This is a genomic window from Pseudoalteromonas sp. MIP2626, from assembly GCF_013414205.1.
Classification (GTDB): Bacteria; Pseudomonadota; Gammaproteobacteria; order Enterobacterales; family Alteromonadaceae; genus Pseudoalteromonas; species Pseudoalteromonas nigrifaciens.
This window is the reverse complement of the sequence record NZ_JAATTW010000021.1, coordinates 32,514-59,005: the sequence shown is the minus strand read 5'-3', so window position 1 is coordinate 59,005 and position 26,492 is coordinate 32,514. Positions and strand designations below refer to the sequence as shown.

Annotated in this window: 25 protein-coding genes; 11 read left to right on the top strand and 14 right to left on the bottom strand. The window is 40.6% G+C overall.

What is annotated here, in order from left to right; all coding sequences use genetic code 11:
- Nucleotides 1–288 precede the first annotated feature (288 nt).
- Nucleotides 289–501: a hypothetical protein gene (locus tag HC000_RS10620; protein WP_011327029.1), complete on the top strand. Its 213-nt coding sequence runs from the start codon at nt 289–291 to the stop codon at nt 499–501.
- Here HC000_RS10620 and HC000_RS10615 read toward each other — a convergent pair.
- The 7 genes from HC000_RS10615 to HC000_RS10585 form a co-directional block, all read right to left on the bottom strand.
- Nucleotides 498–1,436 carry a hydrogen peroxide-inducible genes activator gene (locus HC000_RS10615; protein WP_086994795.1) on the bottom strand — a complete coding sequence of 313 codons (939 nt, stop codon included), beginning with the start codon at nt 1,434–1,436 and terminating at the stop codon, nt 498–500. The genes HC000_RS10620 and HC000_RS10615 overlap by 4 nt on opposite strands.
- A gap of 82 nt (nt 1,437–1,518) precedes the next feature.
- Complete coding sequence (locus tag HC000_RS10610) at nt 1,519–2,787, bottom strand: inorganic phosphate transporter (RefSeq protein ID WP_041454322.1); 1,269 nt, start codon at nt 2,785–2,787, stop codon at nt 1,519–1,521.
- 39 nt (nt 2,788–2,826) lie between these two features.
- Nucleotides 2,827–3,504 carry a TIGR00153 family protein gene (locus HC000_RS10605; RefSeq protein ID WP_011327026.1) on the bottom strand — a complete coding sequence of 226 codons (678 nt, stop codon included), beginning with the start codon at nt 3,502–3,504 and terminating at the stop codon, nt 2,827–2,829.
- A 148-nt stretch (nt 3,505–3,652) separates the two neighbouring features.
- A complete protein-coding gene (phoU, locus tag HC000_RS10600; RefSeq protein ID WP_011327025.1) occupies nt 3,653–4,354 on the bottom strand; it encodes a phosphate signaling complex protein PhoU in 702 nt (233 codons plus the stop codon).
- Between the two features lie 42 nt (nt 4,355–4,396).
- Nucleotides 4,397–5,224: a phosphate ABC transporter ATP-binding protein PstB gene (gene pstB, locus HC000_RS10595; protein ID WP_011327024.1), complete on the bottom strand. Its 828-nt coding sequence runs from the start codon at nt 5,222–5,224 to the stop codon at nt 4,397–4,399.
- A gap of 22 nt (nt 5,225–5,246) precedes the next feature.
- Nucleotides 5,247–6,896, bottom strand: a complete 1,650-nt coding sequence (pstA, locus tag HC000_RS10590; protein WP_011327023.1) for a phosphate ABC transporter permease PstA — start codon at nt 6,894–6,896, stop codon at nt 5,247–5,249.
- Between the two features lie 14 nt (nt 6,897–6,910).
- Nucleotides 6,911–9,145, bottom strand: a complete 2,235-nt coding sequence (locus tag HC000_RS10585) for an ABC transporter permease subunit (protein WP_179807616.1) — start codon at nt 9,143–9,145, stop codon at nt 6,911–6,913.
- 357 nt (nt 9,146–9,502) lie between these two features.
- Here HC000_RS10585 and HC000_RS10580 point away from each other — a divergent pair, with 357 nt between their 5' ends.
- On the top strand, nt 9,503–10,009 hold the full coding sequence (locus tag HC000_RS10580) for an ACT domain-containing protein (RefSeq protein ID WP_011327021.1): 507 nt from the start codon (nt 9,503–9,505) through the stop codon (nt 10,007–10,009).
- Nucleotides 10,010–10,275: 266 nt separating this feature from the next.
- On the opposite strand, the gene HC000_RS10575 is transcribed toward HC000_RS10580, so the two are convergent.
- The 6 genes from HC000_RS10575 to HC000_RS10550 form a co-directional block, all read right to left on the bottom strand.
- Entirely contained in the window at nt 10,276–10,731 is a 456-nt protein-coding gene (locus tag HC000_RS10575) for a hypothetical protein (protein WP_011327019.1), read from the bottom strand.
- 141 nt (nt 10,732–10,872) lie between these two features.
- A complete protein-coding gene (locus tag HC000_RS10570; protein ID WP_179807615.1) occupies nt 10,873–13,989 on the bottom strand; it encodes an efflux RND transporter permease subunit in 3,117 nt (1,038 codons plus the stop codon).
- An 8-nt stretch (nt 13,990–13,997) separates the two neighbouring features.
- Nucleotides 13,998–15,746, bottom strand: a complete 1,749-nt coding sequence (locus tag HC000_RS10565) for an efflux RND transporter periplasmic adaptor subunit (protein WP_179807614.1) — start codon at nt 15,744–15,746, stop codon at nt 13,998–14,000.
- Entirely contained in the window at nt 15,736–17,061 is a 1,326-nt protein-coding gene (locus tag HC000_RS10560) for a TolC family protein (RefSeq protein WP_179807613.1), read from the bottom strand. Before HC000_RS10560 ends, HC000_RS10565 begins: the two co-directional genes overlap by 11 nt.
- Before the next feature lie 91 nt (nt 17,062–17,152).
- On the bottom strand, nt 17,153–17,524 hold the full coding sequence (locus tag HC000_RS10555) for a hypothetical protein (RefSeq protein WP_179807612.1): 372 nt from the start codon (nt 17,522–17,524) through the stop codon (nt 17,153–17,155).
- 137 nt (nt 17,525–17,661) lie between these two features.
- Nucleotides 17,662–18,270 (bottom strand): paraquat-inducible protein A, encoded by a 609-nt coding sequence (locus tag HC000_RS10550; RefSeq protein WP_179807611.1) that lies wholly within the window; start codon nt 18,268–18,270, stop codon nt 17,662–17,664.
- A gap of 241 nt (nt 18,271–18,511) precedes the next feature.
- Here HC000_RS10550 and HC000_RS10545 point away from each other — a divergent pair, with 241 nt between their 5' ends.
- On the top strand, nt 18,512–19,078 hold the full coding sequence (locus HC000_RS10545) for an alkylphosphonate utilization protein (RefSeq protein ID WP_086994814.1): 567 nt from the start codon (nt 18,512–18,514) through the stop codon (nt 19,076–19,078).
- A gap of 148 nt (nt 19,079–19,226) precedes the next feature.
- Nucleotides 19,227–20,036, top strand: coding sequence for an META domain-containing protein (locus tag HC000_RS10540; protein ID WP_179807610.1), 810 nt, complete (start codon nt 19,227–19,229; stop codon nt 20,034–20,036).
- Between the two features lie 56 nt (nt 20,037–20,092).
- On the opposite strand, the gene rlmJ is transcribed toward HC000_RS10540, so the two are convergent.
- Nucleotides 20,093–20,932, bottom strand: a complete 840-nt coding sequence (rlmJ, locus tag HC000_RS10535) for a 23S rRNA (adenine(2030)-N(6))-methyltransferase RlmJ (protein WP_086994820.1) — start codon at nt 20,930–20,932, stop codon at nt 20,093–20,095.
- A 238-nt stretch (nt 20,933–21,170) separates the two neighbouring features.
- Here rlmJ and zapB point away from each other — a divergent pair, with 238 nt between their 5' ends.
- The 7 genes from zapB to HC000_RS10500 all read left to right on the top strand — a co-directional run bounded on the left by zapB (nt 21,171) and on the right by HC000_RS10500 (nt 26,469).
- Entirely contained in the window at nt 21,171–21,401 is a 231-nt protein-coding gene (zapB, locus tag HC000_RS10530) for a cell division protein ZapB (protein WP_011327009.1), read from the top strand.
- Nucleotides 21,401–21,706 (top strand): cell division protein ZapA, encoded by a 306-nt coding sequence (locus HC000_RS10525; RefSeq protein WP_011327008.1) that lies wholly within the window; start codon nt 21,401–21,403, stop codon nt 21,704–21,706. Before zapB ends, HC000_RS10525 begins: the two co-directional genes overlap by 1 nt.
- 59 nt (nt 21,707–21,765) lie before the next feature.
- On the top strand, nt 21,766–22,782 hold the full coding sequence (locus tag HC000_RS10520) for an MBL fold metallo-hydrolase (RefSeq protein WP_011327007.1): 1,017 nt from the start codon (nt 21,766–21,768) through the stop codon (nt 22,780–22,782).
- Between the two features lie 56 nt (nt 22,783–22,838).
- The gene (locus HC000_RS10515; protein WP_179807609.1) at nt 22,839–24,308 is read left to right on the top strand and encodes a transglycosylase SLT domain-containing protein; all 1,470 of its coding nucleotides are present in this window, start codon (nt 22,839–22,841) and stop codon (nt 24,306–24,308) included.
- Between the two features lie 70 nt (nt 24,309–24,378).
- On the top strand, nt 24,379–24,873 hold the full coding sequence (locus HC000_RS10510; protein WP_011327005.1) for a peptidylprolyl isomerase: 495 nt from the start codon (nt 24,379–24,381) through the stop codon (nt 24,871–24,873).
- Between the two features lie 31 nt (nt 24,874–24,904).
- Nucleotides 24,905–25,633, top strand: a complete 729-nt coding sequence (locus tag HC000_RS10505) for an SDR family oxidoreductase (protein ID WP_179807608.1) — start codon at nt 24,905–24,907, stop codon at nt 25,631–25,633.
- On the top strand, nt 25,630–26,469 hold the full coding sequence (locus HC000_RS10500; protein ID WP_179807607.1) for an amidohydrolase family protein: 840 nt from the start codon (nt 25,630–25,632) through the stop codon (nt 26,467–26,469). Before HC000_RS10505 ends, HC000_RS10500 begins: the two co-directional genes overlap by 4 nt.
- The last annotated feature ends 23 nt before the right edge of the window (nt 26,470–26,492 follow it).

The window sequence follows — 26,492 nt, the reverse complement described above, 5'->3', positions numbered from 1 at the left end:
AAGAAAATAAGCCACACCTTAATTTAACTGACGTAGAGCTCAACGCACTAGTTATCGCTTAAGCAGATCTCAGGTTACCTAGCAAAAAATAAACAGCTGTAAACAAAATTAAGCTCTTTACTACTATCATAATTATCTTTCTCGGCTATACTTTACTTACAAATCAGCAAATGTCGCGCAATTTATACGATAAGCGCAAAAAAACATGACATCATAAATCAGCCCAAATAAGACGACAATTTGTTGGATGTTGGATGTTGGATGTTATTAGAGTTTAAGGAGGTAAATATGACACAGCTAGTTGTTTTATTACTACTTATGCATTTTGCAATTGCGTTTCAGTGTTACCGATATGCACACATTAAAGGTTATCCGGTTCGGGTATTTACTGTATTAGGGCTAGTGCCTTACTTTAATCTGGTTGTTTGGGTTTATTTACTTTTTTTACCTAAACTAGAACCATATGAAAGCCATAACCATGAAAACAAGCAGCTATCTTAGCTGCTTGTTGCTGTCTCTTTAGCAAAGTCTAAACTACATTGGTGTTTTAAAAACACCTCTAATTGCTGGCTGAACAATTTAAAGTCGCGAATTCGTCCGGTTGTTTTACGCCACAAAATACCAATTTCACGGTATGCCTCATTCGCCGATGGAGTTGCTAGCATATTTTTATTATCTAAAATGCCGGCATTAATCGCCATTTGCGGTAAAAAGGTCACCCCCAACTGATACTCCACCATGCTCAATAAAGTATGTAAGCTGGCTGCTTCAAACGGGTTTATGCAGCTGACACGGTTTAAATGACATGCACTAAGCGCGTGTCCGGTCATACAGTGCTCACGTTCTAGTAAGAACACGCTGGCGTCGGGTAATAAGTTAAAGTCTTGCACGTTCTTTGCTGGCGTGTAATCTTTGTGATGTACCAAGCTAAAATGATCTCTAGCTAACACCTGAGTATGAAACTTATCGGTTTGATACGGCAGTGCTAATAAGGCTAAATCTATCTGACCATGCTCTAATTTATCGAGTAACTTATCGCTAGTATCTTCTACTAATACCAGTTCTAAATCGCAAAATTCTTGCTTACAAAAGTGATACAAAGGCGCGGCAATAAAGCTCGCAATAGTAGGAATAACCCCTACGGTTAACTTACCACTCAGCGGCGTTAAAAAGCTTTTAGTGAGCTCTTTTAAACTGATTGTGTCGTGAATAATTTTGCGCGAACGTTCAACTACTTCCTCACCAATGGTGGTAAACATTAAACTGCGGTTTTCACGTTCAATAAGTTGGCAGCCTAGTGTTTCTTCTAAGTTTTGAATGGCTGTACTTAATGTTGATTGGCCAATAAAGCACGCACTAGCAGCGCGGCCAAAATGTTGATATTGATGTACTGCAAGTAAATACTGCAGCTGTTTTATACTCGGAAGATTAGTCATTTTGTCTTTCCACAAATAAAAAGACCCCAACACCTAGGGCATTGAGATCTTTTCAAGCTAAAAGTCTTTAAGTACTTTTTTATTAAACCCCAAATGCGGTTCTTAGTACGTAGAAAATAACAATAGCAAGGCCTGCGCCCACTGGCAATGTAATTACCCAAGAAACTACAATGTTTCTAATAACACCCATGTTCAGTGCGGCAATACCGCGTGCCATACCTACACCCAACACCGCACCCACTAAGGTTTGCGTAGTTGAAATTGGTAAGCCTGTGCCAGATGCAATTACAACTGTTGAAGCAGCAGCTAATTCAGCAGCAAAACCACGGCTAGGGGTTAAATGTGTGATCCCTTCGCCAATCGTTTTAATTACTTTTTTACCTAAAATAGCTAAACCGGCCACAATACCAAAGCCACCTAGTGGTAATATCCACCAAGCAATAGCCGCTTGTTTTGCAATTTCACCGTTGTTTTCAACAATACTTACCACAGCCGCAAGAGGACCAATAGCATTAGCAACGTCGTTAGAACCATGAGCAAATGCCATACAACAAGCCGTTAAGACCATAAGTACTGCAAAAACTTTTTCAACGTTATTAAATTGCATTTTTTTATCGGCCTGAGGGTCGATTTTTAAACGTGAAATTGCAATTTTACCAATAAAGCCTACTACTACTGCAATCGCAATAGATAGACTAATACCTTCCACTGTGCCTAAGTTAATACCAATATGTTTTAAGCCTTTTTTAATTGTCACAAGTGACATAATAAAGCCAGCTAAGCCCATATAAATTGGCACGAAACGTTTAGCATTTTTAAGCGGAGTAGCCGTATCAAAAATAAGCTTTTGTGCGCTCATAAATATTAAGTAGGCAATAAAACCCGATATAGCAGGCGTTACTATCCAACTACCAACAATTCCTGCAACCTTGTTCCAATGAATCGCTTCACTGCCTACTGCAACTAAAGCAAAACCTATAATAGCGCCAATAATAGAGTGAGTAGTTGATACTGGCCATCCTAAGAATGATGCCATTAATAGCCAGGCGCCTGCTGCAAAAAGCGCAGAAATCATACCTAATATCATTAATTCAGGAATATCCATAAATGGCGTTGAATCAATAATGCCATTACGAATTGTCGATGTAACTTCGCCGCCGGCCAAGTAAGCACCTGCAAACTCAAAGATCATCGCGATAAAAATCGCTTGTTTAATCGTTAGCGCTTTAGAGCCTACTGATGTGCCCATTGCATTGGCAACATCATTTGCGCCAATACCATAAGCCATAAAAAAGCCAACTGCTGCGGCAATTAAAATTAATACCGTGCCGTAAGATGCAATGATATCCATTGTGTAACCTTAATCTATCGTTTTTGAACTGATTTTAAATTAACGAGCTAACATCAGCTCAAGACGTGATCCTACGCGCTCTGCAATATCTGCAAGCTCGCCAACCCATTCAATGATCTTATATAAAAACATCACATCAACCGGGTTTAACTCACCTTCTACTGCGCGTAGTTGGCGGCGTATTTTAATTTGCATTTCATCCGTGTCTTGTTCTATGGCATCCAATTCAACGAGCATTTTTTCAACCAAGGCCACTTCGCGACCTTTAAAACCTGTTTCTAATAACTCTTCTAACTCATTTATCGCATTAGATGCTTGTTTAGTAGCATCAACACAACGTGTTAAATAAGCTAAAAAGTCGATTTGAATTACTTTTGGTATGATCATCTCACGACCAATTACACGCCCTGCAATGTCTTTTGCTTTATTGGCAATTTTATCTTGCTGGGTTACTAATTCGAGCAGATCTGTACGCTCTACCGGCATAAATAATCCACGCGGTAGTTGTAAACGTATATTTCTTTTCATTTCATCGGCTTCACGTTCTAAATTACGAATGGTTAAACGTAGCTCTTCAGCTTGTTGCCATTCTTCTTTAAATACGTGATTAAAAAAAGGAATCAAAGCTTTACTAGCTTGATGAACCTTCCGAATATGTTCTTCCATTGGTTTGATAGGAGATTTTGCAAATACTCCTAGAAACGCGTTAGTTTGCATAACTGACCCTTAAATCAATTTAGTATGCTGTGCGGCATGAATTTTACAGTATTAAGCTCGATTGTGAACGCTTTTTATTGCTCAACCGCCAGCAAACTAAAAAAAAATTATAATTCGTCGTTGTAATAAAAAGGACTAATTAAAAAAATTATAAAGACTTTTCTATATCTTCTTGAGATGTATGACGAATATCTTTTCCATTAACAAAATAAATAATATATTCAGCAATATTTTGACACCGATCACCAATGCGTTCTAATGAACGAACTGACCACACTAAATCCATAATTTTTGGGATTGAGCGCGGGTCTTCCATCATATAGGTCATAATTTGACGAATAATGGCTTCGTACTCTCTATCAACTTTAGCATCCTCTTTGTGTACTTCAAATGCACGTTGTACGTCCATACGTGCAAATGCATCAAGTACATCGTGCAACATTTTTGATACTTGGCGTCCCATATTTTCAATATTTACTAATAAAGCCTGTTGGTCTTTAGTAAATGAGTCTAATGCAACTTTAGCAATTCGCTTTGCTTCATCGCCTATACGCTCTAAATCAGCAATGGTTTTTGCAATAGCCACCACTAAACGCAAATCGCTTGCAGCAGGCTGACGCCTGGCAATAATTCGCGTACATTCTTCGTCAATACTTACTTCCATTGCATTAACTTTATAATCATTCTCTCGCACTTTTTGCGCAAGCATAGCATCATTTTGGCTCACTGCATCTAACGCACTGTTAAGCTGTTGCTCAACCAGCCCGCCCATACTAAGCACAAGGTTGCGTACGTTTTCTAATTCTTGATTAAAACGGCCAGAAATATGCTTATTAATGTTATGTTCCATCGTTATTATCCTATCAATATTGTACACATAATATCGGCTGAATTAGCCGTAACGACCGGTTATATAGTCTTCTGTTTTTTTCTTATTAGGCGTTGTAAATAAAGTATTGGTGTCTGAGTATTCAATTAGCTCCCCCATATACATAAACGCCGTTTGGTCAGAAACCCGGGCGGCCTGTTGCATATTATGGGTAACAATTACCACTGTAAACTTGCTCTTTAAATCGTTAATTAGCTCCTCTATTACTAAAGTAGAAATAGGGTCTAGTGCCGAGGTAGGTTCATCAAGCAGTAATACTTCTGGCGAAATAGCAATTGAGCGCGCAATAACTAAACGTTGCTGCTGTCCCCCCGACAACCCAAAAGCGCTGTCGTGTAGCCTGTCTTTTACTTCATCCCACAGCGCTGCACCACGCAATGATTGCTCAACTACTTCATCTAATTTACGTTTGTCTTTAATACCTTGTAAGCGCAAACCATAAACCACATTTTCATAAATTGATTTAGGAAAAGGGTTAGGTCGCTGAAATACCATGCCTACGTTACGACGCAGCGCCGCTACATCAACGCTTTTATCGTAAATGTTTTGTCCATGTAGCAGTATTTCACCTTCTATGCGGCAAATATCAACTAAGTCGTTCATGCGGTTAATACACCGTAATAAGGTTGATTTACCACACCCCGACGGGCCAATAAAGGCTGTTACCTGGCCTTTTGGAATATTCATATTCACTTTACTCAGCGCTTGTTTATCGCCGTAGTAAAGATCGAGATCTTTAATCTCTAACGCTGTTTGCTCTGTGGTTAAATTGTCTAAGTCTAACTTCAAGCTGGTATTGGCTTGATTTACTTTTGGAGCGACTGAAATCATGTTTGTTACCTATTAAATCTTATTAAAGCTCAAGCGATCTGAATTTTTCACGTAAATGATTACGTATACCAATAGCGGTTATGTTGAGGGTAATAATTACCGACACTAATAAAAATGCCGTTGCATATACCAGCGGTCGCGCCGCTTCAACATTCGGGCTTTGAAAGCCAACATCGTAAATATGAAAACCTAAGTGCATAAACTTTCTGTCTAAGTGAAAGTATGGAAAGTTACCATCAAGCGGTAACGTAGGTGCCATTTTTACTACACCCACCAGCATTAATGGCGCTACTTCACCTGCTGCACGCGCAACAGCCAGTATTAAACCTGTCATAATTGCTGGGCTTGCCATAGGTATAACAATACGCCATAAGGTTTCTGCTTGTGTGGCACCAAGCGCTAACGATCCGTGGCGTACCGTACTTGGAATACGCGATAGTCCCTCTTCAGTGGAAACAATAACCACAGGCAAGGTAAGTATTGCCAGTGTTAAAGCCGACCACATAACACCTGGTGTACCAAATACCGGAGTAGGTGATGACTCAGGATAAAATAATTGGTCAAGGCTGCCACCTAGCATATAAACAAAAAAGCCTAAGCCAAATACACCATATACAATAGAAGGTACACCGGCTAGGTTAATTACCGCAATACGGATCATCTTAGTTACCGCATTTTTAGCCGCGTATTCATGCAAGTAAATTGCAGCAACCACCCCAAATGGCGTCACAATAACAGCCATTAGCATAACCATAAACACGGTACCAAATATGGCCGGAAATACGCCACCTTCGGTATTTGCTTCGCGAGGGTCGTCTGATACAAACTTACCTAATTGGATAAAGTAATGGCCCAGTTTGGTTAAAAAGCTCATGTCGTTTGGAAACCACACATCTAATACTTGATACAATGGAATGGTGACTATTTCGCCGCGCATATCTTTAACCATAACTTGGTCGCGCTGTGCTTGTTTACGCAGTGCAAACAGTTGCTTTTCGAGCACCGCATACTCGGCACGTAGTTCTGCACGCGCCTCTGCAAGCTCAGCAACACGTTCGTCTGTAAGTTCATTATCAAGTAAGTAGGATTTTTCTTTTAGCCTTAGACGTTCCAGTTCATAGTTAATATGACCAATATCACCGTTTTGTAAATCAAGTGCTTCGTCGTTTAAATCAACTGCCCGTTCAACCAGCTTATGTAAATAGGCTACCTTATCGCCGGTAACAGGTTGTCCGTCTTCAATTACGCCTTCTACGTAGCCATAAAAATTACCATTTTTGCTACGCTCAAACACGGCAAGGGTGGTAGGCGTTGATTGGTTTTTTATGTCGGTGTTTAATATCCAACGAAAATCTAAATCTACATATTCACGGTTACCGGTTTTAATTAATAACCGCTCAAATTCTTCCCTATCATATGCCGAAACATCAACACCGGTTGCCGCTAAACGCGCTTTGGGTACTAATTCTCGATCGTAAATTTCACCAATAATAGTTTGTTTTGCAATTGAGCCTTCCAGCTCAAATTGCACTACTTCAGAAGGCCAGAAAAAGCTTAACCCTTTCCACGCTATCATAGCTAATAAACCAATTACTGAAATTAAGCTGATGCTCACCGCACCACCGGTCATCCAAATCCAAGGAGAACCAGACCTAAACCACTGCTTTACCATGTCGTGTTCTCCACTTACATTGAGCTGTATTTTTCACGCAGTTGCTGACGAACAAACTCAGCAATGGTGTTAAAAACAAAGGTAAATATAAATAATACAAATGCTGCTAAAAACAATATTCTGTAATGCGAACTACCCACTTCCGACTCTGGCATTTCAACCGCAATATTTGCCGCAAGCGTACGCATTCCCTGAAACACACTCCAATCCATAATCGGGGTATTACCGGTTGCCATAAGCACTATCATGGTTTCGCCTACTGCGCGGCCAAGGCCCATCATTACCGCAGAAAATATTCCAGGGCTGGCGGTAAGTAATACCACGCGTATCAGTGTTTGCCACTGTGTTGCACCCAGTGCCAGTGAGCCATTAGACAAATGCTTAGGCACGCTAAATACCGCGTCTTCCGCAATCGAAAATATAGTAGGAATTACAGCAAAGCCCATCGCAATACCCACTACCAAGGCATTACGCTGATCGAAGGTCATGCCAAGCTCGTTAGTTAAATATTGGCGCACGTTACCATCAAACATCCACAGCTCAACAGTTTCGCTCATCGCAAACGAAAACCAACCAATAAATAACACTACCGGTATAAGTATAATGGCATGCGATCCTTCAGGAATTTTATGGCGAATACTGGCTGGTAATTTAGTCCAACCAAGCGCAGTAGCCAAAATACCTAAAGGTAATAACACCAGTAAGCCGACTATGGCTGGTAAGTGCTGCTCTATTAAAGGCGCTAACCATAGGCCCGCTAAAAAGCCCAAAATAACGGTAGGAAGTGCTTCCATTATTTCTACCGTTGGCTTAACCACTTTACGCAGTTCACTCGACATAAAGTAAGCGGTATAAATAGCAGCAGAAATCGCGATAGGTACGGCAAATAGCATGGCGTAAAATGCCGCCTTTAAGGTACCAAACGAAATAGGCACTAACGAAAACTTAGACTCAAAGTCGTCACTGGCTGAGGTTGATTGCCAAATATAACCTGGCTCTGGGTAACCTTCGTACCACACTTCTTGCCAAAGTGCAGACCAAGTAACTTCAGGATGTTCGTTATGAATTTCTAATACGGTTAGTTTGTTGTCAGCAACAATTAGCGCTGCATTTGCACGCGGTGCTATAGCAAAGCTTTTAATTGCTCCTTCGCTTACTTTGCCTTGCCACAATTTTGCTTGGCTTGTGGTGTAATAAACACCTAACTCACCATTACTACTGGTAGTAAAAAAGGTACGGCGGTAAAACTCAGTAAATACGTTTAACTTACTTTGCTTTGTTGTTTCAAATGAACGAATTTTTTGATATTCACGGCCACTGTCGGTATTTATTTCAAACCACTGCGATACCTTTCCATTATCGTTTGCCAACATAAGAGAGTTAGCGCCCGCAAGTAATTGCGCCGAAACAATATTAGCGTTTTCTTCATTGGCAGACAGTAATTGAATTTGCTCTACTTCGCTTGGGTCACGCGTATCGTAAACATAAATTTGATTAGCTGAGCGCACAAATACTCGGGTAGTATCTGGCGACATAAGTAACTCATCTACTCGCCCAGCAACATCTAGCTCGGTGCGTTCCACAAGCCATTCAACTTCACCGCTAAACATGTTTTCTTCAGCAACAAAGCTACTAAATAAAACGCGCTTGTCGGCTGTTAGCGCAACAACGGCTGTTTTGTCTTCAAAGTGGCTAAATGCAAAACGCTTTATAGCAGCACCTTGCTCGTCTACCTCTAAAGCAAGTTCGCCTAGCGGATAATCTAAACGTGGAGTTAATTTACGTTCGTTATTTGGAAACGTCACCATAAATTTAGGAATAACAATTTTTACACTGCCATTTTCTAAACCATATGCATATTGCCCCTGAAACGGTGCACTGGTAGCAAAGCTACTCACATCGCTAGGCAGGGTTACCTCTAGCGTTTTTAGCTTTTTACCAAAGTTAGCTTTTTCAACACTATAAAAGTCAACACTCCCTTGCTGGCTTAATAAATAAGCAACTTCAGTTTGTTCCTCAACGCCTACTCCCACTATTTGCTCTGCGTTTGTAAGATTAAAACTGTCGCGCTTTTCAACTTTAGCTGATTCAAAAATTGGCTGTACTATATAAAGAAGGTAGAAAAAAATTAATAGCAGCGCTATTAATACCATTACTCCACCTACGGTTATGCCAAACTGGGCAAGTCGGTCTTTAAATAGACGGCTTCGATCCGTATTAAAAGTCGGCTTATTCGGATTGGAAGTCATCAAAACATCCTTTAATCTTAACGTTGCAGTGATTATATTTCATCAAAGTGACAGTAATGTTACAGCGGTAATAATTATTTACCGTGTAATTTAAATATCTTTAAGATCAAATAGCAGCCGTGTTTATGCAGTATTGATGAACTAAATATTATATTTATTGGACAAAGTATTTATCGAGGTCAATACTCAGGAAGCATTTAGTTAATAATTATGGTTTGTTGCAAGGGCTGCACTGTAGGATTAAAGGTCTAACTTTAGCAACTAAATCATAATATTTAACCTGAACTCTGAATAGAGTTAAACAACACTTAATGCCTATGCATTACCTTATTTGGGCTTTAAAGAAGAGAACTATTTATGAAGCAGTTGGTTATAACCATTTTAGGACAAGATCGTCCTGGTTTAGTAGAGAGCATTTCATCCGTTATTTTAGAAAATCATGGCAACTGGCTAAGCAGCAACTTGAGCCATTTGCTCGGTCACTTTGCAGGTATTATTCAGATTGAAGTTAGCGAAGAGCATTTTCAGGCACTGCAAAATGCGCTCAATGCTCTGCCTAAACTTGATGTACGTATTGAAACAGGCAATACAGAAATAGAACCCGCCACACGTGAGCAACTTAACTTTGTTATTACCGGTAACGATCGCCCGGGTATTGTGCAAGAGCTTGCAAGTGTAATTCGTCATAAAGGAGCCAATATTACTCACTTAAACTCAAGGCAACAAAGCGCACCTAATTGGGGCGTGCCTATTTTTAGTGCTGTTGCTACAGTAACACTACCTAATGGGTTGAATAAAGAAGAAGTAATTAATGCATTAGAGTCGATAACAAGCGACTTAATTGTTGATGTAGAAAAGGTTTAACAAAATAACGGCGCTACACACCATAATGTAGCGCCGTTATTTTTATTAGTTTTAACTGTATATAAATTTACATAACCTGAACTCTGGTTAAGAGATTTACTAACGTATTGAATCATAGTTATATTTAATTTTATTTTCTCTAGCTAGAGATTTTCAGTGAAAATAAGGCGAATTTACGCGTCAATAGCTGGCCTATTGCAAGAAAATTCAACGCAGTTAGCGCTGAAAATAGCTGCTTGAGATAAGTTTATTATCCGGAGATCAGGTTACATATCTATATGTCGGTTTATACTTTGTACCATTTGTTTTAATCCTTGGTACTCAAGCTGCAGTATTTGTCCGAGTTTTTCTTTGCCGTCTGCAGTTTGTGTTTTTCCCTCTAAGTACTCATAAGCATTTATTACTTTTTGATGCTGATCAGACAAATAACCCTGAATAGCTTGCTCATCTAATTGGGTACTTCGATCTAAATCAGTAAAATTCAGTAGCTCTGGATTTTCTGCAAAATACTCATAGCAGTAGGTATCTAACGTATTTATGGTGGTGATTGCTTTAAAGCCAATTAAATCTTCAGCGAGTTTTTTTTCGTATTTAGTACAGTAATCAACTAATTGAGTATTATGCTCACCTAATAGTTCCCGCACACTAAAAAAGTTGGCCGCCATTTGTGTATGAAACAAAATAGTCCAGTCATACATTTGTTGAATTGTTTTAACTTGCATCTGCATTCCTTACTTAAGCTGAGTAAACATAGTAATGCGTAAATCGTGCCATATAAAAAAGTGAGCAATATCAATAGCAAAGTTGCAGGCTATGTAACTTAATACTGTTTTTCAGTATAAGTTACATAACCAATGTAAATATTATAGGTCGCGTTTGCGCCACAATAAATACGTTGCCGGTATTACTAATAAGGTTAAAACAACCGCACTAAACATACCCCCTACCATAGGCGCTGCTATGCGGCTCATTATTTCACTGCCCGTGCCAGTGCCATAAAGTACCGGTAATAAACCTATCACTATAGTAGCTACTGTCATCATTACGGGGCGTACTCTTAGCCCTGCGCCCTCTGTTATTGCTTGCTTAAGCTGCTCATAATTAAGCGGCACACCAGTTTGTTGTGCTTGGGTAATTTTTTCTTGGTAGGCCTGATTTAAATACACCAGCATGATCACCCCAATTTCTACGGCCACCCCTGCAAGTGCAATAAAGCCCACCCCAACAGCCACCGAAAAGTTAAAGCCTTCTAGGTACATTAGCCATATTCCGCCAATCATCGCCAACGGTAAAGTAACGATAATAATCAATACCTCCGCAAAGCTTCTAAAGTTCAGATACAGCAGCACTACAATAATGGCTAACGTTAGTGGTAATACGTAAGCAAGCTTATCTTTAGCACGCTGCATATATTCATATTGCCCAGCCCAGGTAATTGAATATCCTGCTGGTAGTATCAATTGCTCATGCAAAATTTGCTGGGCGTTTTCTACATATGTACCAATATCAATATTTTCTATATCAATAAAGCTCCAACCATTTAAGCGGGCATTTTCACTTTTTATTCCGGCTGGGCCATCTTCAATAAATACCTTAGCAACATCGGCTAAAGCTATACGCTGCCCGGCTGGAGTTACAATAGGAAGTAACATTAGCTCCTCAGGTGAATCGCGGTAACCTTGCGGGTATCGTAAATTTACCGGATAGCGCTCTTGCCCTTCTACGGTTTGGGTGACATTTGTGCCGCCAATAGCAGTAGCTACAACTTGCTGTATATCGGCAATATTTAAACTATAGCGCGCCGCTTTTTCACGGTTTATATCTACCTTAATATAACGCCCACCAGCAACTCGCTCAGAATAAACGGATGCCGTACCCGGTACATCTTTTAAAATGCTTTCAATTTGTTGACCTATTTTTTGAATTTCACTCAATTTAGGGCCAGCAACTTTAATCCCCACCGGGGTTTTAATGCCGGTTGCTAACATATCAATACGGGTTTTTATTGGCATAACCCATGCGTTAGTTACCCCAGGAAACTTCACTAAACTATCTAGCTCTTTTTTGAGTTTATCTAGGGTCATACCTTCGCGCCATTGATCTTTAGGCTTGAGCTGAATAAAGGTTTCTATCATGGTAAGCGGCGCTGGATCTGTGGCGGTTTCTGCTCGCCCTACTTTACCAAATACAGTTAGTACCTCTGGCACAGTGGCAATTAATTTATCGGTTTGCTGTAACAACTCCCGCGCTTTACCAATCGAAATACCTGGATAAGTAGTTGGCATATACATTAAATCGCCCTCATCAAGGGGGGGAATAAACTCACTCCCCATTTTATTTACAGGATAAAAGCCAATCACTGCAATCAACGTAGCTAAGGCCAAAGTTGCTTTAGGAAACTTAAGTACTGCGTTAAGTAATGGTTTATAAGCATTTACCAGCATGCGGTTAACCGGATTTTTTTGCTCTGAAATTACTTTGCCGCGAATAAAGTAACCCATAAGCACCGGTACTAAAGTAATTGCAAGCCCAGCAGAGGCAGCCATAGCATAGGTTTTAGTGTACGCCAGCGGGGAAAACATACGCCCTTCTTGCGCCTCTAAAATAAATACCGGCATAAAACTTACCGTAATTATCATTAAGCTAAAAAATAATGCGGGGCCGACTTCACTGGCCGAATCGATCACCACTTGCCAGCGGTTCTCATCGGTTAGTGGGGTTTTTTCCATATGTTTGTGCATATTTTCAATCATCACTATAGCGCCATCGGTCATAGCGCCAATTGCAATGGCAATACCGCCAAGCGACATAATATTGGCATTAATACCTTGCCAATACATAATTAAAAATGCTGTTAAAATACCCAGCGGTAGAGTAATAATCGCTACTAAAGATGAGCGCACATGAAACAAAAATACAATGCAAACCAAAGCAACCACAACCAACTCTTCGAGTAATTTACTGCTTAAGTTATCAACTGCATCTTTAATCAAGTTGGAGCGGTCGTACACGGGTACAATTTCAACTCCCGCTGGTAACCCTTTTTTTAATGACTCGAGCTTTGCTTTTACCAGCTCAATGGTTTTTTGCGCGTTTTCACCGTATCGCATTACCACTACGCCACCAGCCACTTCGCCTTCGCCATTAAGTTCGGCAATACCACGGCGCATTTGCGGCCCTAGACGAATATCGGCCACATCACGCAATTGCAGTGGTGTGGCATTAGTATTTACACCTAAAGGAATCGCTTCTAAATCGGCGACACTTTTAATATAACCGGTGCTAGTAACCATGTATTCAGCCTCGGCCATTTCGACTACCGATGCGCCCATTTCTTGATTGCCTTGGGCAATGGCAGTTTGAATTAAGCTCAGTGGAATGCCATAAGCTCGTAACTTATCGGGGTCAACCGTAACTTGGTACTGTTTTACCATGCCCCCTACTGAGGCAACCTCAGATACGCCAGGTACGGTTTGTAATTCAAATTTTAAAAACCAATCTTGTAAGCTGCGTAATTGGCTAATATCGTGTTGATTAGTTTTATCTACCAGTGCATATAAGTAAATCCAACCAACACCGGTGGCATCGGGGCCAAGCTCTGCGCTGGCTGTAGCTGGCAAGCGGCTCGCTACTTGGCTTAAATATTCTTGTACTCGGCTACGTGCCCAGTACAAATCGGTTTTTTCATCAAATATTACATATACGTAAGAGTCTCCAAAAAATGAAAAGCCCCTTACTGTTTGCGCTCCTGGCACCGATAACATTGCGGTGGTAAGTGGAAAAGTAACCTGATCTTGCACTACTTGCGGTGCTTGCCCCGGATACGAGGTTTTAATAATTACTTGCACATCTGATAAGTCGGGCAAGGCATCAACTGGGGTATTTTTAACAGCAAATAAGCCCCCGCCAATTAAAATAACGGTCAGTAACAACACAAAAAAGCGATTAAGAACGGACCAACGTATAATTGCAGCTATCATATTGCCTCCTAATGCGCGTTATGCAATTGCATAGTGTGATTACCTGATGCGCTTGTAGAGTGCTCACCATTTATGTGGCTAATCACAAACTCCCCTTGCTGCAAACTAAAGGTAAAGTTTATTTGTTGCTGCGCTGCAAGTGCGGTTAAATCTATATCATCTGCAAAGGTAAAATCGAGCCTTGCAGGTTCGCGTCCCCATTTTTCTATTGCACCACGGCTAATATTTGCTATGCGCTGTGCTTTATCAATACTGTTAATTGTGCCCAAAACAGTTGCTGTATTTTTTTCGCTATTTGTTACTGTGCTTTTCATTATATGAATAGCCGTTAATACATAACTGCCATCAGCTTGCTTAGTCAGCTCAAAATGTAATGTTTGGCCATTTTCAAAAGCACTAAAGTCAACATCATCAGCAACCGTAAAGTCCATTGTCATACTAGGCCAATCAAGTTCAGCTATCGGCTCATGGCTAATATTAACCATACGATGTTCCGCCATAATGCTATTAACAATGCCCTCGCTCCATACAGAGCTAACAGCTTGAGGGGCTTGCATACGTTTAAAGTCTGAGCTTTTACTTGATTCTGAATCTAATAAAAATTGCGCCGAAACCACCACGTCATCATCTGCCATTATTCCTGATAATATTGCGGTGTTTTTACTGTCACTTCTGCCCATTTCTACAGCCACAGATTTAAAGCGCCCCTCGCCCAAGGCAACCACTACACGGTTTTGGTTACCGGTGCGGATCACCGCTTCTTTAGGGACTACTAATTGCGCTTTATTGGCTTGAGTATGAATATTTACTTGGGCAAACATATTAGGCTTAAGTTTATGGCCTTCGTTATTAAAGCGCAGGCGCACTCGCAAGGTCCGGTTTTTAGCATCGAGTGTTGGGTAAATATAATCCACTTTACCCTGCCAGCTTTGGCCACTTAAATAATCAAGCGTCATGCTTACTGGCTGGCCAATCTTAATTAGCTCAGCTTGGCGCTCAAACACTTGCGCTTCAACCCATACCTCATCAAGCTTACCAATACTCATCATAGTGGTGCCGGGGTTAACATAAAAACCTTCGCGCACATTTAGCTCTTCAACTACGCCACTTTGAATGGCATAAAAGGTAATGTTTTGCATTACTTGCTTACTTTTTTGCAGCCGCTCTACAAAATCATCCGATATATTAAGTGACTTTAAGCGTGCTTTAGCTGCGCGAATAAGCACCTGATTGTTACGATTGAGCGCTAATAGAAACTCTTCTTGGGCATTCACTAATTGCGGTGAGTACAAGGTATAAAGTGGCTCACCTTGCTCAACACTGTCACCGGCTGCTTTGATATAAAGCGTTTCTAACCAACCCTCTACACGAGGGTGAATATGAATAAGTTGATCTTGATTATATTGCACATAGCCAACCGTTTTAACTTCATTTTGTAACGCTTTGTACTGTACTTTGGCGATTCTTACCCCGAGATTATTAACCACCGCTGGCGAAATAGTCACAGCACCTGGGCCATCTAAATTGCTACTACTGCCTGGTGCTTCATCGTAAACAGGCACTAAATCCATGCCCATTGGCGAAAGCCCGGGTTCATCACGTCGATAATTACTATCCATGGGTGCTACCCAGTACAGTGGTTGTTTTTCTGTGCTTGCTTTAATATCAGTATTGCTCGCGGGCATAAGCGATAATACTAATGCCGTTACTCCACCACCCACTACAGCTGCTATTAATAGTTTTAAATTAGTATTCACGATTTTGCTCTCCTAATTGCTCAAGCATCACAGCAGCGTCTTGGCTACTGGCATAATAATTTAGACGAGCAATAATAATTTGTTGGTCTATTTGAATATTTAAGCTGTCAATTTTGGCATTAAGCTCACTAATACGAGCACGCATAACTTCTGAAAAATCACCGTCGTCCCGCGTGTATGCATTGAGTGTGGCTTGGGCTTGCTCTGCCATTTGCGGTAATAACTTAGTTTGATAAAGCGTATCGCGTTTTTGTAGCTGCATTAATTGGCTAAACTCTTTGAAATACATCCCTTTTAACTTTTGTAGCGCTATTAACTTTTGAGTTTTAACTGCTTCAGCTGTCGCTATTGCAGCGTTAACTTGCTGATCTTGGCGGTTACTAGTAAATAACGGCAAATCAATACTTACCCCAACAGAGAGTAAATCGGCTCGTGAGTCTCCCATAGGCGTATCACCTCGATGGCTATAGCCCATATTTACTCCAAACTGCGGCTTATAACTTTGCTTTGCGAGCGCTATTTCTGTTTGCTTAGCTGTTACTGTTTGATCAATAGCAACAATCGCGGGATGCGCCATAAGTAACGACATTAGCGCCTCAAATTCCAGCGTGGTAAAACTAATTAACGGCTCAATAGCTGTGTTTTTAGTACTTACTGGTTGAGTTAGCATGCTCATTGGCAACCATTGCGACAGCCGTTTTTTAGCACTTTCAAGTTGCTGCGCTAGCATTACTAATTTATCTTCTAGGCGAGTGAGCTCTAACTGAGCGCGAATAATATCTTGCTGACGAGTTTTGCCTAGCGAGCTGGCATAACTTGATTCGGTTATATCAATCAGTTGCGAAAATAAGGCTTTATCTTGTTCGATAAGCGCAATGCTGCGCTGAGCTCTGTACGCATTAAGCCATGATTCAATAACAATTGTTTTTACTTGTGCAAGGCGATCGGCTCGCAACCAAGGATGTTGCTGCGCAGATTGTGCTAAGGCTTGCTGTTTTAATGCTAGGCTGTCGCCACGACTAAACATTTGGCTTACACCAATGCTTAGCTGCGTCATACCTTCTTGATCTAAAGCAAAACCATCGGTTGGCACGCCCATTAAACCCAAAGTTAATACCGGATCAGGCAAACTACCTGCGGCTATACTTTGTGCTTGCTCTGAGGCTTGTTGGTACTGGCTTGCCTTTAGCCAAGGCTCATGGTTTAGCGCATACGAAAGCGCCTCATCTAGGCTAAGTTCATTGCTGTGTGCTGAGATTGCAGTTCCTAGCATTAGCGCTAAAAAACTGACTTTAAATACTGCAAAGTGATTCATCACTTACTCCACTAAAATTAAAAGATTAATTTAGAGGCAGAAAAGGTGAATTAAACGACTTGACCTAATTTTAGGTACACCTATCCTGCAATTAAGCAGACATAGGGGGGCGGTATAGCGAGCTGACTAAATGGTGTTGGTTTTGTGAGGAATAGAGCTGTATTTTTTCAGAAATAATCAGTGGGGTGCTAAATAAACCATCAACACTCAACATTGAGTACGCTGAACAAGCATTAATTGGGCAATTACATTCTTGCTCGGTTGCTGCATCATCGCAACAGTCCATATTCATCATACTGACTGACATTTGCTGATGTACTTTTTCAGTTGCAACATTAGTTGCAGCATGCTGTGTTTGGCTCATGTGCGGCATTTCACATAGCATAGCAACAGACGCAACAGCCTGACCCACAAGCGTGAGTAACATAGCGATGATCAGTAAACTAGAGTAAATGCGTTGCAAAAAGTTGCCTTATTGAGGTTCTAAGTTCTAGGTTCTAGGTTCTAGGTTCTAGGTTCTAGGTTCTAGGTTCTAGGTTCTAGGTTCTAGGTTCTAGGTTCTAGCGAAGTTTATGATAACTGAATAGTTAATACAAACCTTTATATATTTTTTGCATCGGTTTTAATAAAACTACTCGCGGCAATGGCAAATAAGCAATAACCGGTAAAATACCAAAAGCCATTCCCCAGTTCGGCGTGCATTTTAATTAGCCCACCGGTTTCACCCTCGGCATTGCCTGCAAGGTAAGTAACAATAAGTGCAATAACAAACACATCTACCATACTCCATTTACTCAAAACGCAAATAGTTACTCCCAGATTTTGCTTAAACTTACTCGCTGGCAATAAGCAAAAGACTAATTGCATTAGTAACTTAATAGTCGGTATTACAATTGAGAAAAAAGCCACCAACACCGCCACTAAATAATTTTTATTATGAGCCAGTTCGTTAACCGTTCCCCAAATGCTGCGTGTTTTTTGATAAGCACTTATCTCACCTTCAAGCTTATCTAACCCAAACATGCTTGATGCCATCATCAGCATGTTTCGAGTGTTGCGGTCGCCTTCATCGGCAATCATCTCAATGCCTGTTTGCGCTAATTTAGACTTATCTATTTTCCCCTCTAGGGATAATACAGGCTGGGTAACACCGGGAACCAATAAAGCTAAAGCAATTAAAATACTAACTATAGAGAGAAGTAAGCGCATAACATATCAAAAAAATAAACCATCATGCGCTTATCATACGCAAACTTAAACGCTGCGTCTTGCTCAATGCTAAACCGAGTTTGCTGTATTTAATTATTGTAATTTGCAGTTACAAACAAGATATAACCATACTTTTTATATGGATATGCGCTAATCCTTAGTGCAAATGTACACAAAGAGCCCAGATGGAGGTATAATAACCACATAATATTTTTGTAAAAACAGCATAAGAGCCTCCTATATGAGCATTGAACAAGCCTTAGTAGAACGTAGTAATAACCAATGTGAATTATGTGCAGCAACAGATACTTTATCTGTGTACGAAGTTCCGCCAGTTAAAGAAGCCCACTCAGATAAATGCATTTACACTTGCCAAGTATGTAAAGATCAAATTGAAGACACCGCTGAGCTAACCCCTACTCATTGGCATTGTTTAAACGACAGCATGTGGAGCCAAACTCCTGCAGTTCAGGTAGTGGCTTATCGTATGTTGAGCCGCTTAGCTGCCGACAATGGCTGGGCACAAGACGCCCTAGACATGATTTATCTAGAAGAAGATGCCCTAACATGGGCTCAACAAGTACTTGCTGAAGATGACGACTTAAAACATCTTGATAGCAATGGCGTAGTACTTAAAGCCGGTGATACCGTAACGCTAATTAAAGATTTAGATGTAAAAGGCAGCAGCCTAACCGCTAAGCGCGGTACTGCGGTACGTAATATTGGCTTAACCAGCAATCCTGAACATATAGAAGGGCGTGTTGATGGTCAACGTATTGTAATTCTGACCAAGTTTGTTAAAAAGTAAAAATATTTATTTAGGGCGCATAAGCGCCCTTTTTTTACGCGTTGTAACAATCACTAAGCCAAACTTTTACTCCTCAATTAAGCCTTGATTAAGTAACTAAGCACTATCATCATTTAAAATCATCTAATTTAGTATTAAAGGAACAACGATGTTTAAACGTAAGCCAAGTTCAATTTTAAAATCGGTAGCAGGGATCAGCTTCTTAGCCAGTGGCGCATTGGTATTATCTGGATGTGATGATGCTAAGAACACTGCACAGGCAACACAGGCAGAGTCAACAGCAACGCTAACAACTGAAGTTAGTTACCTTGATCGCAGCATGTTGGCGCCTAATTCACAGCTAACAGTAACACTTGCCGATGTATCTAAAATGGATATTAAAGCAACCGTTATTAGCCAGCAGGTTATTGATTTAAATGGTGGTCCTCCTTATACAGTAGAGCTTGCCTACGACACTAACAAAATTAATAAAGCACTTAGCTACAGCGTTAGTGCACGTATTGAAAATAATGGTGAGCTACTCTACACCAGCACAAGCAACAACAACCCATTCGCAGCAGATGCACAAACCAGCCCGTACAAAATTGTGGTTACAAAAGCAGATCAAAAACCAGATGTTGATTTAGCAAATACATATTGGAAAGCAATCACTTTAGCTGGCGATAATGTTACGGTTACAACAAAAGAACCTTTCATTCAATTTAGTAATGATGGCAAAGTGCATGGGTTTTTAGGCTGCAATAACTTTAACGGTGGTTATGAAGTTAATGAGCAAACGGTGACTTTTGATCACATAGCGGCAACGCAAAAAATGTGTCATGAAAACATGGATCAAGAAGCTGCAATGTCTAGCATGCTAAGTAAAGCTGCGCAGTGGCAAGTTAATGGCGAATCGTTGAGCTTAAAAGATGAAAAAGGTGAGCAACTCGCTACCTTTAAAGCCGTTTACTTTAACTAAAATAACTGCAGTAATAATTAAAATGCCCAGTTTAACTGGGCATTTTGCTATGTGGGTTACTCTGCGACTAACTGCTCGCTGCGATAAAAACCACTTGATTCACTCAATATACTCACCAGCTCTGGCAACACCTCATCCATAACCTGTTTTAATTTCCACGGTGGATTAATTACTATCATCCCCGAGGCAGTCATGCCATGCACGTCGGTATCGGCTTTGGTAGCTAGCTCAAATAATTGAATATTACGCATGCCAGAGTCAATTAGGTCTTGCTCCATGTTGTCAATGCGGCTGCGGTCAACAACAGGATACCAAATCATGTATGTGCCTGTAGCAAAGCGCTGATACGCTTGCATCAACGTAGTAATAACAGTGTCGTAATCGTCTTTGACTTCATAAGGTGGGTCTATTAACACGCAGGCTCTGCGCGATGCAGGGGGTAATAAGCCAACCAAACCAGCAAAACCATTTTCGCCACGTACTCGAATCGAACGCTTCCCTTGCATGTTCTCCTCTAGTAATAACAAATCACGTGGGTGCAGCTCAAAAAACCAGCCTTTATCTTGGCGGCGTAAAAAGTGTTCCGCAATTTTTGGCGAACCCGGATAAAACTCTAAATCGGCTGTTTGGTTAAACGATTTGATCAGTGCAATGTAGTCGTTTAAAGCTGAGTGTTTACTAGTGTGTTGCCACAGTTTTTCAATGCCGTCTTGATACTCTTGTGTTTTTTGTGCATCGGCCGCTGCTAATTCGAAAAAGCCCGCACCCGAATGAGTGTCTATATAATCCAGTGGCTTATCTTTTAAAGTTTGGTAACCTAACACTTGTGCTAACACTAAATGTTTAAGTACATCGGCAGGGTTTCCGGCATGAAATGAGTGTCTGTAACTAAGCATTATTTATTTTCGCCATACGCTATTTAATAAAAACAGTGAACCATAAGCACTGTACTTTGACAACCTATCCCCTGATAAGCGGCCATTAAAATGAACCATTTCTGAATGAAAAAGCCAATACACTGAATTATCCCTTAACAGAGAATAAAAATCAGCTAAAACCAGCGTAAATGCTGGTAAATAAACAAACTTTGCTTTACATTTGCATTACCTTAATTACAGTTATATGAGCGCCTTTATGAATAACAACACTCTTCAACAACTCGAACAACTGATCGACCAATTAATTCAGCGTAATAATCAATTACAAGCTGATGTTTCTAATTTAAAAGAACAAAATAGTAAACTCGCTGACGACAACGAGCTTTTGCAATTAGAAGCCCTTGAAAACGAAGAAAAACAAAAAGATGCCAGCACTACTTTATCTGGCCTGCTTGATAAGTTACAAAGCGCACAACAGGCTAGCTAATGTCTGAGCTGCAAAACCAGCGAGTCACTGTTGAATTGCTTGGTAAAGAGCAGCAATTTGCTTGCCCACCTGGGCAAGAAGAGGCACTTAAAGCGGCAGCTAAAAATCTCAATGATTTGGTTGAGCAAATGAAACAACGCTCTACTGTTAAAAATGAGCAAAATGCCCTACTTATGGCAGCCTTAAATTTAAGCCACGAATTGCTAGAAGCAAAGACTATAAAAGCCGTTGATCTGCAACACCAAGATCAACTCATTGATAAGTTGAGTCAGCACTTATCAAATGACTCTAAACATAATAAATAAAAGCGCCTAGAGCGCTTTTATTTATTACGCAGCTTTTAAACCATAATAGAGAGCGTTATATGAAGTCAGCCCTGCGTTTATTTAAATTAAGTAAGTACCTACTACTGCTTAACTCTTTTTATTTTGCAGCCAATGCTAACGCCGATGTTACGTGGGAGAAAATAAGTCCCAATATTCAATTTTTAAAACAACAGCATAAACTACGTTTTTACGACTCAAACCAAGTATTAATTGAAGGTAGTAAATGCGCACTGTTAGTAGATACCAGCGGCAACTTTGCTGCAGTAGAACAACTTGCTAGCGATTTAAAAAAGCACTTAACAACACCTTTGTGTTACTTAGTGGCCACTCATTTTCATGACGATCATTTGCTGGGGATGGCTGTAATGCAGCACTTTTACCCCGATGCGCAATTAATTACCCATCAGCAAGTAAAAACTGACTTTGCCCTTTATCAGCAAGCATTTAACGATAAGCTAGAAGGATTCGAAAAAAGCATTGAGCTTAGCTACCAACGCTTAGCAACACTCCCCGAAAATGAGCAAGCGCAGTGGCGTACAAAGTTAGAACGCGCTAAACAGCGCCTATTCCGCTGGCAAAAATATCAACTCAATGCACCTGAAATAAGCATAAACACCAATAAAACATTAGACTTAGGCAATTTTGAAATTACTTTAAACGCCCACCAAGCACATACCAATGGCGATTTAACCATTACAACTAACAGTGGCAGCACTTTGATTGGTGGAGATATTGTTGACTGGCTTCCCTACCCTGGCCACGGCGAGCTAAGCAGCTGGCGCGCACTGCTACAACAATATATTAATGACTCAGTGCTAAAAACTATAATTCCTGGTCATGGTGAACTAACTAATAAGTCGCAACTGCAGCAGTCGCACGCATTTTTAACCGCCATTACAGAGCATGTAGCTAATAATAGTGGGCAAACAATAGAGCAGTTAATGCTGTCATTTCCTGATGTCGCGATTAAACCCTACATGCAAGAGTCGCTTAATGCCAAGTCGAGTAATTTATTTTTACAAGCAGGATTAATTCGCGCGATAAACGCAAAATAACTCAACACAACGGACTGTGTTAAAATAGTAAAAGGATTTTAATAGAAGTGAATGTTATGCGCAGTTTGGTTTTAGCTTGTTTAGGTGTTTTTTTATTTGGCTGTGAAACCACCAAGCCAGAGCCTATAGAAGCACCGCAAATATTTACTCACTTTAAGCCAAGTTACAGCGCCCCTAGTGAATTAAAAACACCGCAAAGCACAAAAACTAACTTACGCATAACGCCGCCTAAAAATACAAAAAATAAGATAATAAAGCCACCGGCCAAAACAACTGACTTATGGCAGCATATCGCTAATAATCTGCATTTTCCTATTGAGCAAAATAAAGCGCTGAAAAAGCGTATTAATTGGTATTTGCAGCAACCCGATTACCTGCAAGTTATGAGCAAACGAGCCGCTCCGTATTTATACCATATTGTAAAAAAGGTAGAACAACAGCAACTACCAATAGAGTTAGCACTGCTGCCTTTTGTAGAGAGCGGATTTAGACCCACTGCACACTCATCGCAGCAAGCCGTTGGCGTATGGCAACTGGTAGGAGCAACTGCACATCATTTTGGGGTTAAGTCTGATCAATGGTATGACGGCCGCCAAGATGTACTTGCCGCCACCGACGCAGCACTGGCGTATTTAAGTTACTTATATAAACGCTTTGATGGCAATTGGCTGCACGCTCTCGCCGCTTATAATAGCGGTGAAGGGCGAGTTAAACGCGCGATTAAACAAAATAAAAAGCACGGTAAAAGCACTGATTACTGGTCGCTAAAATTACCTCAAGAAACCGCCGATTATGTACCCAAGTTACTGGCACTAAGCTACTTAGTTAAACACCCGCAACAAGGTTTTAAACGCCCAAAGCTCGCTTACAAAGCATTGACCACCCATATGAATGTAGGCCAACAATTTGATTTTTCAATCATTGCCAAGCTCTCTGGAGTAGGCTCTAAGCAGCTACATGCACTTAATCAAGGGTATTTAAAAAATCAAAGTTCACCCAATGGTCCGCATACGTTATTACTGCCAATTGAGCAACAGGCACTATTAAACAGTTCGTTTTTTAAAACTAACTTTGCTGGAGAGTACATAGTTAAACAAAACGATACGCTTTACAGTATTGCTAGGCGCTTTGGCATGCCTTTAAGTACCTTAAAGCAACTTAATAATAAACAAAACAACTTAATTGGCATTGGTGAAAAATTACTTGTTGGCCAGCCCAAAACACTCCCGGAATCATTGACTATTGATTATAAAATTAGCCCCTACCTTGAGCATCAAGAAGTGGTAATTGCAACACTCGAAATAGACTATGAAGTGCAACCAGGCGATACCTTGTGGAGCATTAGTCAGCTTTACAATGTGCCGCACAGTGACCTAGCTAAATGGAATAAACTGTCAGCGTCGAGTATGCTCAAACCAGGTATTCAATTAGTGTTATTTATTCCTCAAGCCGAAAAGCCTCAAGTAACAACAATTAAAAAAGATTTATTGTTAGATCTACAAAAAACATTAAATCAGCCACGTTAAGTTTCTAAAAAAACATATTTCGCGTAAAATTACGCTCTAACTAATACAGTCAAAATTTAAAGAGATAAGCATGCAAATTAGTAAAAATTCAGCCGTTGAATTTCATTACACCCTTAGCGAAGCCGGTGAGCAAATAGAAACCAGTACTAACGAAGCGCCTCTTACTTATATTCATGGCAGCGAAGGCATGCTTCCTGGTTTAGAAAATGCGCTGGAAGGCAAAGCCGCTGGCGAAAAGTTTAGCGTTACATTAGCGCCAAGCGAGTCATACGGCGAACGTGTTGATAACTTAGTACAACGCATTCCGTTAAAGCATTTACAAACACAAAGCAAAGTTAAAGTATGGAAACCAGGCATGACCGCAATGGTAAGCTCGGATCAAGGTCGTCATCAGGTAACTATTATTAAAGTAGGCCGCTTTAATGCCGATTGTGATTTAAATCATCCATTTGCAGGTAAAACACTGACTTTTGATGTTGAAGTAGTGTCGGTACGTGAAGCCACCAGCGAAGAAGTATCGCACGGCCATGTGCATGCAGCAGGCGGATGTGGTCACTCTCACTAATTAAAAAGTAATAACAAATAAAGGAGCAAGTATGTCAAAAGTGGCTATTGTTACCGGCGGCACCAAAGGTATTGGTTTAGCGGTAATACAACGCTTACTAGCAAGCGGCTATGAAGTACATAACCTTGATATAACACCAAGTAACTTTGGTGAGTTTCATCATTGTGATGTAAGCGATGTCACTGTTGTACGTCGTTGTATTAATGCCATAGTTGGGCAAACGCAGCGCATTGATGTACTTGTTTCTAATGCAGGAAAACATTTAAGCGCCAACATAGAAAGTACCGATGAGCAAACTCTCGATGCACTATTTGCGCTTAATGTAAAAGGCGCGTATGCGGCAGTGCAAAGTGTATTACCAATAATGAAAACACAAAACAACGGCGCTATTGTGCTTATAGCCTCAGATCAGGCAATTATAGGTAAACAAAATTCATTTGCTTATAACCTGACTAAACACGCCCTTGCTTCTATGGCAAAAACCACCGCGCTTGATTACGCGAGTTTTAATATTAGGGCTAATGCCGTGTGCCCTGGCACTATAGAAACACCCTTATTTCATAACGCCATAGACGCTTACTGTAAAAACAGTGGTGCCAATAAAGCACAAACAGTAGCCGAAGAGGCGGCATTGCAGCCACTTAACCGTTTAGGCCAAGCTGATGAAGTAGCCGCTTTAGTGAATTTTTTAGTCAGCGATGATGCAAGCTTTATCACCGGTAGCTTGCAAAGTATTGACGGTGGTTATACAGCGCAATGAGTAGTGCTATTATTGACCCCCATGTGCATTTTTTTAATCTACTTGAGGGGCAATATACTTGGTTACAAGGCGCTAACCCGCCGCCATGGCCTAACTTAGACAAAATAAAGCAGCCGATCAGTGCTGCGCAATTAATGCAAGATTGCGACTTTAAACTTGCAGGCTTAGTGCATATTGAAGCGGGGTTTGATAACAGCGCACCTATAAACGAGCTTAACTGGCTCACCAAGCACTTGGCTGGCATTACTTACAAAGCCGTTAGTTTTGCCCAGATTGATCAAAGCAATCAGCTATTTAGCCATGCGCTCAGTAACCTTTCCCATCCAAGCTTAGCGGGCATTAGAGATATTACCCAAGGTGATGACGCCAAACGTTTGCTCAGCAGTAATTGCTACAATAACTTTGAAACGTTACAGCAGTTAAAATTACATTTTGAAGCCCAGTTTGAGCTTGAAAACCATATTATAGTTAAGCAAATTGCTCAATACGCCAAACAGTTTCCACAGTTACAAATTATACTTAATCACGCAGGTTTACCCCACAATATGCCAGCGTGGCAGCAAGGCATTAAATTACTCGCCAAGTACCATAACATTGCAATTAAGTTTTCGGGATTTGAGTTACTTAAGCTCAATAGCGGGCAGCAAGCACAGTGCTTTAATATTATTTTGCAACACTTTGGCGAGCAAAGAATAATGTTTGCGAGTAACTTCCCCGTTTGCCAAATCAATACCCAATATAACGACTTATGGCAGGCACACTTTAACTTATGTAGTAACCAAGCGCTTTGGCAGCAATTAAGCTATAAAAACGCTAAACACTGCTATCAACTCTAAATAAAAGCCGCTATATTTAAATT

Bases quoted from the DNA above. Each gene is read 5' to 3' on its own strand.
- HC000_RS10560 (WP_179807613.1), bottom strand. From the start codon at position 17,061: ATGAATCACTTTGCAGTATTTAAAGTCAGTTTTTTAGCGCTAATGCTA.
- HC000_RS10510 (WP_011327005.1), top strand. From the start codon at position 24,379: ATGCAAATTAGTAAAAATTCAGCCGTTGAATTTCATTACACCCTTAGC.
- HC000_RS10550 (WP_179807611.1), bottom strand. From the start codon at position 18,270: ATGCGCTTACTTCTCTCTATAGTTAGTATTTTAATTGCTTTAGCTTTA.
- HC000_RS10500 (WP_179807607.1), top strand. From the start codon at position 25,630: ATGAGTAGTGCTATTATTGACCCCCATGTGCATTTTTTTAATCTACTT.
- rlmJ (WP_086994820.1), bottom strand. From the start codon at position 20,932: ATGCTTAGTTACAGACACTCATTTCATGCCGGAAACCCTGCCGATGTA.
- HC000_RS10545 (WP_086994814.1), top strand. From the start codon at position 18,512: ATGAGCATTGAACAAGCCTTAGTAGAACGTAGTAATAACCAATGTGAA.
- pstB (WP_011327024.1), bottom strand. From the start codon at position 5,224: ATGATTTCAGTCGCTCCAAAAGTAAATCAAGCCAATACCAGCTTGAAG.
- HC000_RS10515 (WP_179807609.1), top strand. From the start codon at position 22,839: ATGCGCAGTTTGGTTTTAGCTTGTTTAGGTGTTTTTTTATTTGGCTGT.
- HC000_RS10570 (WP_179807615.1), bottom strand. From the start codon at position 13,989: ATGATAGCTGCAATTATACGTTGGTCCGTTCTTAATCGCTTTTTTGTG.
- zapB (WP_011327009.1), top strand. From the start codon at position 21,171: ATGAATAACAACACTCTTCAACAACTCGAACAACTGATCGACCAATTA.
- HC000_RS10575 (WP_011327019.1), bottom strand. From the start codon at position 10,731: ATGCAAGTTAAAACAATTCAACAAATGTATGACTGGACTATTTTGTTT.
- pstA (WP_011327023.1), bottom strand. From the start codon at position 6,896: ATGGTAAAGCAGTGGTTTAGGTCTGGTTCTCCTTGGATTTGGATGACC.
- HC000_RS10585 (WP_179807616.1), bottom strand. From the start codon at position 9,145: ATGACTTCCAATCCGAATAAGCCGACTTTTAATACGGATCGAAGCCGT.
- HC000_RS10520 (WP_011327007.1), top strand. From the start codon at position 21,766: ATGAAGTCAGCCCTGCGTTTATTTAAATTAAGTAAGTACCTACTACTG.
- HC000_RS10505 (WP_179807608.1), top strand. From the start codon at position 24,905: ATGTCAAAAGTGGCTATTGTTACCGGCGGCACCAAAGGTATTGGTTTA.
- HC000_RS10525 (WP_011327008.1), top strand. From the start codon at position 21,401: ATGTCTGAGCTGCAAAACCAGCGAGTCACTGTTGAATTGCTTGGTAAA.
- HC000_RS10580 (WP_011327021.1), top strand. From the start codon at position 9,503: ATGAAGCAGTTGGTTATAACCATTTTAGGACAAGATCGTCCTGGTTTA.
- HC000_RS10620 (WP_011327029.1), top strand. From the start codon at position 289: ATGACACAGCTAGTTGTTTTATTACTACTTATGCATTTTGCAATTGCG.
- HC000_RS10610 (WP_041454322.1), bottom strand. From the start codon at position 2,787: ATGGATATCATTGCATCTTACGGCACGGTATTAATTTTAATTGCCGCA.
- phoU (WP_011327025.1), bottom strand. From the start codon at position 4,354: ATGGAACATAACATTAATAAGCATATTTCTGGCCGTTTTAATCAAGAA.
- HC000_RS10615 (WP_086994795.1), bottom strand. From the start codon at position 1,436: ATGACTAATCTTCCGAGTATAAAACAGCTGCAGTATTTACTTGCAGTA.
- HC000_RS10540 (WP_179807610.1), top strand. From the start codon at position 19,227: ATGTTTAAACGTAAGCCAAGTTCAATTTTAAAATCGGTAGCAGGGATC.
- HC000_RS10605 (WP_011327026.1), bottom strand. From the start codon at position 3,504: ATGCAAACTAACGCGTTTCTAGGAGTATTTGCAAAATCTCCTATCAAA.